Here is a 7,035-nt window from a genome sequence, read left to right as displayed (position 1 = left end):
GGTGGTGGGGCGGGCCTCCGCGGGCCAACTGATCCTCGCGCCGCCCGGGGTGGGCGGCGGGGGTCACGTCGGGACCGGCCGGCACCGGGGAGGTGCCGGCCGGCTCGACGGTGCGTGACCACCTCAGGCAGCACGACGGCTGTCGGGGTGGTGGGTCCGCCGCCCGGGGTGCGGGTGGCGATGGTGGCGGCCGCGACCAGGTCGCGGTGCCCGGAAAAGGCGCAGTGCGGGCAGGACAGGGTCCGGCCGCGGGGTTTCGGCACCCGGCGCTGGCAGGTGGGGCAGGTGGAGGACGTGCCGCGTTCGTCGACGAGGTGGACGGTGATGCCGGCGAGGGTGGCCTGGTCGGTGAGGACCTGCAGGAGCCTGCCGATCTGCCACTGCCGCAGCCGCAGGTTGTGCCGCCGCCCAGCGTCGATGTCGAGCACCCCACGCGGGTCACCGACGTGCAGCACACCCACACGCTGGCGTACGGCCCAGGAGATCACCTCGCGGGCGGCTTCGCGCTGGGCCTGGCGGACCCTGCGCCGATGCCGGCCCTCCACCAACCGCGCCCGGCGGCGATATTGCCGCCACCGCCGCGACCCCCGCTGCCCCGGCCTCGGCGCCCGCCGGGCGACGGCACGACGGCGGGCCTTGGTGTCGGTCAGGTGCATGCGGTGCTCGGCGCGGATCGCCCGTCCCGACACCAGCAGCCCGTCACCGTCGGGGCCGGCCACCGCATACGGGTGGATGATTCCCAGGTCCACCCCGGCCACCCGGGCAGGATCCGGCTCCTCACCCGGCGGATACACTGCCACCGGGACTTCGGCGGTCACGTCCAGGAACAAGCGGCCGCCCTCGCACAGCAGGGTGATCGACCGGACCTGCTCCACGGGATACGGCACCTCCCGCGCCAGGCGCACCCACAACGCCAACGTGCCTTTGGCGCTGGGGATGCGTACCCGGCGCCCGTCGACGGTGAACGTGCCGTGATACCAGCGCACCGGCACCAACCCACGACGGCGACGCGGGAACCCCGCCGACCCGTCACCGTTGTTGCGGCGTTTCGCCGCCGCGAACCACGCATCCGAAAACCGGCGCAACACCGACCGGGCACCGGTGGTGTCGAGTTCGGCGAACGTGCCCGGCCCCGACGCCGTCAACTCCCGGCACAACTCCTGATAACCCACCAGCGGCACGTCATGGCGGCGGCGCCGCCACGCGTTGACCTCCAGCACACATGCCCATACGTCACCGGCCGAGCGCAACAGGCCGAAGCACCGCCGCCGCTGCCCCGGCGTCAATCGCAGAGCGACCCGCGCCGTGCGATGCACCACCCGCGCGGCGCTGCGGGATCCCGACGGCGAGGCATGAAGCCAAGCCAACACCACCCATACGACACTTTCCCGATGCCGACCAACCCGGCGAACGTTGGTGGACACCGCATTAGCGGACGCGGGAGCACCTCATGCACGTCGCGTACGTGGTCGTCACCCTCCTGGCCGTGGCCGCCACCGGCTTCTCCGGGGTTGCCGCGCTGGCCCACTTCCGCCCGATCCTGCCCGGCATGGCGGCGGCCGGGGTGCCGGTGTCCTGGCTGACCTTCCCCATGGGCACGCTCAAGACGGCGGGCGCGGTCGGCCTGCTGCTCGGCGTCCCGTGGATCGGCGTCGCGGCGGCGGCCGGGCTGGTGCTGTTCTTCGTCTGCGCGGTCCACACCCACCTGCCCGCCCGGGACTACTCGGCCCAGTTCATGCTGGCGAACGGGTTCCTTCTGCTGGTCGGCGCCGGGTTGGCGCTCGGGTTGATCGGAACCTGAACCGGAGGTGTGTAATGGTCGTCACTTTGGTGATCGGGTTGTCGATGGCTACCGGCGAGTAATACAGTCTGGGTTACTCATCGGTAACACCTGTCCGGAAGCGGGGCCAGCGAGCATGACCCACTACAAGAGCAACCTTCGGGACCTCGAGTTCAACCTGTTCGAGGTCTTCGGGGCGGACCAGGCGTTCGGCCAGGAGCCCTACTCGGACCTGGACGTCGACACCGCCCGTAGCGTCCTCGCCGAGGTTGACCGCCTCGCCCGCGAGGACCTGGCTGCCAGCTACACGGACAGCGACCGGAACCCGCCGGTCTTCGACCCGGCGACGCACACCGCGCCGCTGCCGGAGTCGTTCAAGAAGTCGTACCAGGCGTTCATGGACTCCGAGTTCTGGCGGATGGAGCTCCCGCCGGAGCTGGACGGCACCCAGGCCCCGCGGGCGCTCGTTTGGTCGCTCGCCGAGCTGGTGCTCGGCTCCAACGCCGCCGTCTGGATGTACTCCTCCGGCCCGTCCTTCGCGAACGTGCTGCACACCGAGGGCACCGAGCAGCAGAAGAAGTGGGCCAAGCTCTTCGTCGACAAGCAGTGGGCGTCCACCATGGTGCTCACCGAGCCGGACGCCGGCTCGGACGTCGGCGCCGGCCGCGCCCGCGCCATCCTGCAGCCGGACGGCTCGTGGCACATCGAGGGCGTGAAGCGTTTCATCACCTCGGGTGAGCACGACCTGAGCGACAACATCATCCACTACGTGCTGGCCCGTCCGGTCGGCGTCGAGGGTGTCGGTGGGCCGGGCACCAAGGGCCTCTCCCTCTTCGTGGTGCCGAAGTACCACTTCGACGAGAACACCGGCGAGCTGGGCGAGCGCAACGGCGTCTTCGCCACCAACGTCGAGCACAAGATGGGCCTGAAGGTCTCGAACACCTGCGAGATGACCTTCGGCGAGCACGGCGTACCGGCCAAGGGCTGGCTGCTCGGCGACAAGCACGAGGGCATCCGGCAGATGTTCATGATCATCGAGCACGCCCGGATGATGGTCGGCACCAAGGCGATCGCCACCCTCTCCACCGGCTACCTCAACGCGCTGGAGTACGCCAAGAACCGGGTGCAGGGCGCCGACCTGACCCAGATGGCCGACAAGACCGCGCCGCGGGTGACCATCACCCACCACCCGGACGTGCGTCGCTCGCTGATGCTGCAGAAGTCGTACGCCGAGGGCCTGCGGGCGCTGGTCTGCTACACCGCCTCCTGGCAGGACAAGGTCGCCATCGCCGAGGCGGCCGGCGACGAGAAGGCGACCAAGCTGGCGCGTCGGGTCAACGACCTGCTCCTCCCGCTGGTCAAGGGCGTCGGCTCGGAGCGGGCGTACGAGCTGCTCGGGCACGAGTCGCTGCAGACCTTCGGCGGCTCCGGCTTCCTCCAGGACTACCCGCTGGAGCAGTATGTCCGGGACGCCAAGATCGACACCCTGTACGAGGGCACCACGGCGATCCAGAGCCTCGACCTGATCTTCCGGAAGATCGTCCGAGACAACGGCAAGGCCCTGATGGCGATCGCCGCCGAGATCCAGGAGTTCATCACCACCGAGGGCGGCAACGGCCAGCTCAAGGAGGAGCGGCAGGCGCTCGGCAAGGCGCTCGCCGAGATCCAGAACATGCTGGGCGTGCTGACCGGCTGGCTCGGCGAGGCCCAGGGCGGCGAGGCCCGGTCCCTTTACAAGGTCGGCCTGGCCAGCCGCCGGTTCCTGCTGGCGATCGGCGACCTGGTGGTCGGCTGGCTGCTGCAGAAGCAGGCCGACGTGGCCCTGCAGGCGCTCAACGGCGAGGTCTCCGCGGCCGACAAGGCGTTCTACACCGGCAAGGTGGCCGCCGCCCGGTTCTTCGCCCGCGAGGTGCTGCCGCGCATCGGCGCCGACCGGCGGATCATCGAGGGCACCGACCTGGAGCTGATGGACCTCCCGGAGGAGGCGTTCTGACCCCCGACGGGGTGAGAAGTCCCGTTCTGCACTGACGCCCGGCGGCCGGCGAGCACACGCTCGCCGGCCGTCGTGGTATTTCGCCGCCCCCGCCGGGTAGGTGGGGCCGCCTGGCGGGTAACCGTCGCGGACCACGTCAGGGCACGCCCAAGAGCCACCGCACAGGGGAGTGCAGCGCACATGGGCATCGGTAGTGCAATCTTTCTCATCGCGCTCGGCGCGATCATGGCGTTCGCCATCCGGGCCAACGTCTGGTGGATCGACCTGCGCGCGGTCGGCTGGGTGTTCATTCTGGCCGGGCTGGGTGTCCTGCTCACCACGCTCTGGTTCTGGCAGGACCGGCGCAAGCGGGCCCGCACGCTGATCGTGGAGGAGAACCGGCTCTCCCATCCGACCGCGATGATGCCCCCGCCGCCGGACCCGCCGCCGCCGACGGCCCCGCCGTCCTGAGCGGGCGGCTCAACCGCGTGCCGTGTGGCGGGTGCTGATCGGGGCGGTGCCCGGGGCGAGGTCGGTCCACGACGAGGTCGGACGGTGTATCACCAGGTCGCTGGTGCGCAGCCCGTCCGGGTCCGCCCGCTCGGGGTCGAGCAGTGCCGAGAGCAGCGAGATGCCCGGGTTGTGGGCGACCAGCAGCACGGTGGCGGCCGTCGGCTGCACCGCCCGTACCAGGTCCAGCAGGTCGATCGGTTGCGCCTCGTACGCGGCCGCCTCGTAACGCACCACCGGTGATGACCCCGTCGGTCCCCCCTCCGGCGGGGATCCGGTCATGCCCAACGCCACCGCGTGCCAGGTGTCCCTGGTCCGTCGGGCGGTGGAGCAGAGCACCACGTCGGGGAGGAGCCCGTGCCGGGCCAGCCAGGCACCGGCCGCCGCCGCGTCGGCCTGCCCGCGGGCGGTCAGCCGTCGTCCCAGGTCCGGCGCGTCGGGGGACTGTTCCGCCTTCGCGTGCCGGAGCAGCACCAGGGTCCGCTCGTGTCCAGCGCCGTCCGTCATGTCCACAGCTTGCCTGATTGGCGATCGGAACGGCTGGGTAAGTCGAAGTGTGCCGCTACCTCATCCATGGCCGCGGCGGGTAGGAAACGCCAGCTGATAGCCAAGGAGGCGACACAATGGGCATTGGTGGCAGCATCTTCCTCATCGCGCTGGGCGCGATCTTCGCGTTCGCCATCGACGCCAACCTGGGATGGCTCGACCTCAACGTCGTCGGCTGGGTGCTGATGCTGGTCGGTCTCGTCGGTCTGGCGATGACCCTCTACTTCTGGAACACCCGCCGCCGTACGGTGGTCGCCGCGCCCCCGGTGGTCGAGGACCGCGTCGTGGCCGACCGGGTTGTGCCGGTGCAGGACGACCGCGTGGTGCAGGAATACCGCGAGGTGCGCCGTCCGGGCCGCCCCACGGTCTGACGTCGCCCGTATCCGTCGGGGCCCCGCAACGGCGCGGGGCCCCGCATCATGTCCGGCGTCGGCCGGGTCAGGCGAAGAGCGCGAAGTAGATCGCGATGTGGTGGCAGATCGCCGCCACCAGGGTGCAGGCGTGGAAGAACTCGTGATGGCCGAAGACCGTCGGCCACGGGTTGGGCCGGCGCAGCGCGTAGAAGACCGCGCCGACGCTGTAGACGGCGCCGCCGACGATCAGCAGCACCAGCGCCGTGACTCCACCGGAGTGCAGGATCTGCGGCAGCATCGTCACCGCGACCCAGCCGAGCGCCAGGTAGAGCGGCGCGGAGACCCAGCGCGGGGCGTGCGGCCAGACGAGCTTCAGCGCCACGCCGGCCAGGGCGCCACCCCAGACCAGGCTGAGCATGATGGTGGCGTGCCGGGTGTCCAGCAGCAGGACGCAGAACGGTGTGTACGTGCCGGCGATGAACACGAAGATCATCGAGTGGTCCATCCGGCGCATGATCTGATAGCCGCGCTCGGACCAGACCCGCCGGTGGTAGAGGGCGCTGGTGCCGAAGAGCCCGCAGACGGTCAGGCTGTAGATCAGCGTGCTGACCAGGGGTGCCCAGCCGGGGCGGGTGGCGGCGATCGAGGAGAGCACGATGCCGCAGACGATCGCGACGAAGAACGCGTAGGTGTGCAGCCAGCCGCGCATCCGGGGTTTACCGATGTCGACCGGCTTCAGCCGAAGCGGTGCGGAGGTGGTCACACCAATAGGCTACGGCACCGTAGGTTACCTGCAAGTAGTGTGGACCGTCACGCCACCTGACCGGCCGGAAGACTCTGGTCGCCGCGCCGATCCGCGAGTATGGCGGAATGCGGATCCGACCCGTCGGCAAGCACGCCCTGCTGCTCGACTGCGACGACCCCGACCAGGTCCAGGCGTGGCGCGCCGAGCTGTGGCAGCGCCGGGAGGCCGGCGAGCTGGCCGCCGCCGAGATCGTCCCCGCCGCCGCCACGGTGCTGCTGGACGGCGTACCGGACCCGACGGCGACCGCCGCGCTGATCGCCGGCTGGACGCCGCGCCCCGCCACCACCGCGGCCGCCGCCGACGAGGTCCAGGTCCCGACGGTGTACGACGGGGAGGACCTGCCGCTCGTCGCCGACCACTGGGGCGTGGACGTACCGGCGGTGGTGGAGCGGCTGCGGCGAACCGAGTTCCGGGTCGCCTTCTGCGGCTTCGCCCCCGGGTTCGGGTATCTCACCGGGCTCCCCGCCGAACTGGCGGTGCCCCGGCTGACCACCCCTCGGCCGCGGGTGCCCGCCGGCTCGGTGGCGCTCGCCGGACCGTACGCGGGCATCTACCCGACCGCGTCGCCGGGCGGCTGGCTGCTGGTCGGACGGACCGACCTCGCCCTCTTCGACGTGCACGCGGACCCACCCGCCCGGCTCACCCCCGGCACCCGGGTACGGCTGGTGGCAGTGTGAGCGCGAAGAGTGGGCCGGTCGGAGTGATCGAGGTGCTCCGGGCCGGTGCCCTCACCACCGTCCAGGACCAGGGCCGAGCCGGCTTCGCCCACCTCGGCGTACCCCGGTCGGGAGCCCTCGACCCGGGGGCGCTGCGGCTGGCCAACCGCCTCGTCGGCAACCCGGAGACCGCCGCCGGCCTGGAGATCACCCTGACCGGCTGCGAGCTGCGCTTCACCCGGGCCGTCTGCGTCGCGCTGACCGGGGCCGAGGCGGAGATCCGGATCGACGGCCACCCGGCCGGCGTGGCGCGCCGGCCCGACCGCCAGCCGGCAGAGGTGGGCCGCTGGACCGACCGCCCGGCGGACCTGGGCCGACCGCTCGCGCTCCCGGCCGGAGCGGTGCTGCGGATC

9 protein-coding genes are annotated in these 7,035 nt (G+C 71.4%); 6 read left to right on the top strand and 3 right to left on the bottom strand.

The genetic code is table 11. The features are described 5' to 3' along the window. The coding region (locus DKL51_RS04225; RefSeq protein WP_260428369.1) for an RNA-guided endonuclease InsQ/TnpB family protein at nt 1–1,316 on the bottom strand (1,316 nt) is incomplete at its 3' end. Nucleotides 1,317–1,450: 134 nt separating this feature from the next. Here DKL51_RS04225 and DKL51_RS04220 point away from each other — a divergent pair. From DKL51_RS04220 to DKL51_RS04210, 3 genes are all read left to right on the top strand, one after another. Beyond that, on the top strand, nt 1,451–1,801 hold the full coding sequence (locus tag DKL51_RS04220; protein ID WP_124811747.1) for a DoxX family protein: 351 nt from the start codon (nt 1,451–1,453) through the stop codon (nt 1,799–1,801). Nucleotides 1,802–1,916: 115 nt separating this feature from the next. Beyond that, the gene (locus tag DKL51_RS04215; RefSeq protein ID WP_109947785.1) at nt 1,917–3,773 is read left to right on the top strand and encodes an acyl-CoA dehydrogenase; all 1,857 of its coding nucleotides are present in this window, start codon (nt 1,917–1,919) and stop codon (nt 3,771–3,773) included. A 180-nt stretch (nt 3,774–3,953) separates the two neighbouring features. After that, nucleotides 3,954–4,223 (top strand): DUF6458 family protein, encoded by a 270-nt coding sequence (locus tag DKL51_RS04210; RefSeq protein WP_109947786.1) that lies wholly within the window; start codon nt 3,954–3,956, stop codon nt 4,221–4,223. A 9-nt stretch (nt 4,224–4,232) separates the two neighbouring features. Here the strand turns inward: DKL51_RS04210 and DKL51_RS04205 are convergent, their stop codons facing one another. Further along, nucleotides 4,233–4,769, bottom strand: coding sequence for a SixA phosphatase family protein (locus DKL51_RS04205; RefSeq protein WP_124811746.1), 537 nt, complete (start codon nt 4,767–4,769; stop codon nt 4,233–4,235). A 116-nt stretch (nt 4,770–4,885) separates the two neighbouring features. Between DKL51_RS04205 and DKL51_RS04200 the strand changes: the two genes are divergently transcribed. Beyond that, nucleotides 4,886–5,179, top strand: a complete 294-nt coding sequence (locus DKL51_RS04200) for a DUF6458 family protein (protein ID WP_109947788.1) — start codon at nt 4,886–4,888, stop codon at nt 5,177–5,179. Between the two features lie 67 nt (nt 5,180–5,246). Here DKL51_RS04200 and trhA read toward each other — a convergent pair whose 3' ends face one another. Next, the gene (gene trhA, locus DKL51_RS04195) at nt 5,247–5,924 is read right to left on the bottom strand and encodes a PAQR family membrane homeostasis protein TrhA (RefSeq protein WP_109947789.1); all 678 of its coding nucleotides are present in this window, start codon (nt 5,922–5,924) and stop codon (nt 5,247–5,249) included. Between the two features lie 107 nt (nt 5,925–6,031). On the opposite strand from trhA, the gene DKL51_RS04190 reads away from it, so the two are divergent. Together DKL51_RS04190 and DKL51_RS04185 are read left to right on the top strand one after the other, a co-directional pair. Further along, complete coding sequence (locus tag DKL51_RS04190; RefSeq protein WP_109964934.1) at nt 6,032–6,643, top strand: 5-oxoprolinase subunit B family protein; 612 nt, start codon at nt 6,032–6,034, stop codon at nt 6,641–6,643. Continuing rightward, nucleotides 6,640–7,035: 5-oxoprolinase subunit C family protein (locus tag DKL51_RS04185; protein ID WP_498070872.1), on the top strand; the 396-nt coding region annotated here is incomplete at its 3' end. The genes DKL51_RS04190 and DKL51_RS04185, both read left to right, overlap by 4 nt.

This window comes from Micromonospora globispora (assembly GCF_003857015.1).
GTDB classification, from domain to species: Bacteria; Actinomycetota; Actinomycetes; order Mycobacteriales; family Micromonosporaceae; genus Micromonospora; species Micromonospora globispora.
Note: the sequence above shows the minus strand (reverse complement) of the source record. Positions and strands in the feature narration are given on the sequence as shown.

What these genes read in the sequence shown, in the direction of transcription:
- DKL51_RS04220 (WP_124811747.1), top strand. Translation starts at nt 1,451, where the DNA reads ATGCACGTCGCGTACGTGGTCGTCACCCTCCTGGCCGTGGCCGCCACC.
- DKL51_RS04215 (WP_109947785.1), top strand. Translation starts at nt 1,917, where the DNA reads ATGACCCACTACAAGAGCAACCTTCGGGACCTCGAGTTCAACCTGTTC.
- DKL51_RS04210 (WP_109947786.1), top strand. Translation starts at nt 3,954, where the DNA reads ATGGGCATCGGTAGTGCAATCTTTCTCATCGCGCTCGGCGCGATCATG.
- DKL51_RS04205 (WP_124811746.1), bottom strand. Translation starts at nt 4,769, where the DNA reads ATGACGGACGGCGCTGGACACGAGCGGACCCTGGTGCTGCTCCGGCAC.
- DKL51_RS04200 (WP_109947788.1), top strand. Translation starts at nt 4,886, where the DNA reads ATGGGCATTGGTGGCAGCATCTTCCTCATCGCGCTGGGCGCGATCTTC.
- DKL51_RS04190 (WP_109964934.1), top strand. Translation starts at nt 6,032, where the DNA reads ATGCGGATCCGACCCGTCGGCAAGCACGCCCTGCTGCTCGACTGCGAC.